At 55.2% G+C, this 582-nt stretch carries 1 pseudogene; it reads left to right on the forward strand.

Going from position 1 to position 582, the window contains the following annotated elements:
- Nucleotides 1-582 (forward strand): annotated as a pseudogene (locus B7364_RS07915) (helix-turn-helix domain-containing protein); the annotation flags it as partial.

The following is a 582-nucleotide window of genomic DNA, read 5'->3' on the forward strand; positions in this document are numbered from 1 at the left end:
AGGCAAAGCGCCGGCCGAGCGTATTATCAAGGATATCCGGCTGGCTACGCGCCGCCATTTCTCAGCCGAAGACAAGATCAGGATCGTGCTGGAAGGGCTGCGTGGGGAGGACAGCATTGCTGAGTTGTGCCGCAAAGAAGGCATTGCCCAGAGCCTGTATTACACGTGGTCAAAGGAGTTTATGGAAGCCGGTAAAAGGCGGCTTGCTGGGGATACAGCGCGGGCGGCCAACACGGGCGAGGTCCAGGACCTGCGCCGTGAAGCGCGCGCTTTGAAAGAATGCGTTGCCGATCTGACCCTCGAGAACCGTTTGCTTAAAAAAAGCATGATCGGGGATGGGGAGGACGACGCATGAGATATCGTGCATCTGAAAAGCTCGAGATCATCAAGCTGGTCGAGCAATCGCATTTGTCGGCCAAACTGACGCTGGACAAATTGGGCATCGCCCGGCGGACGTTTTATCGCTGGTATGATCGTTTTATTGAAGGCGGGCCGGAGGCGCTCGAAGATAAATCGTCTGTGCCAAGTCGCGTCTGGAACCGTATTCCGACAAAAATTCATGACCAGATTATCGAATTGGCC

This window comes from Aquidulcibacter paucihalophilus (assembly GCF_002105465.1).
In the GTDB taxonomy this organism is placed as follows: Bacteria; Pseudomonadota; Alphaproteobacteria; order Caulobacterales; family Aquidulcibacteraceae; genus Aquidulcibacter; species Aquidulcibacter paucihalophilus.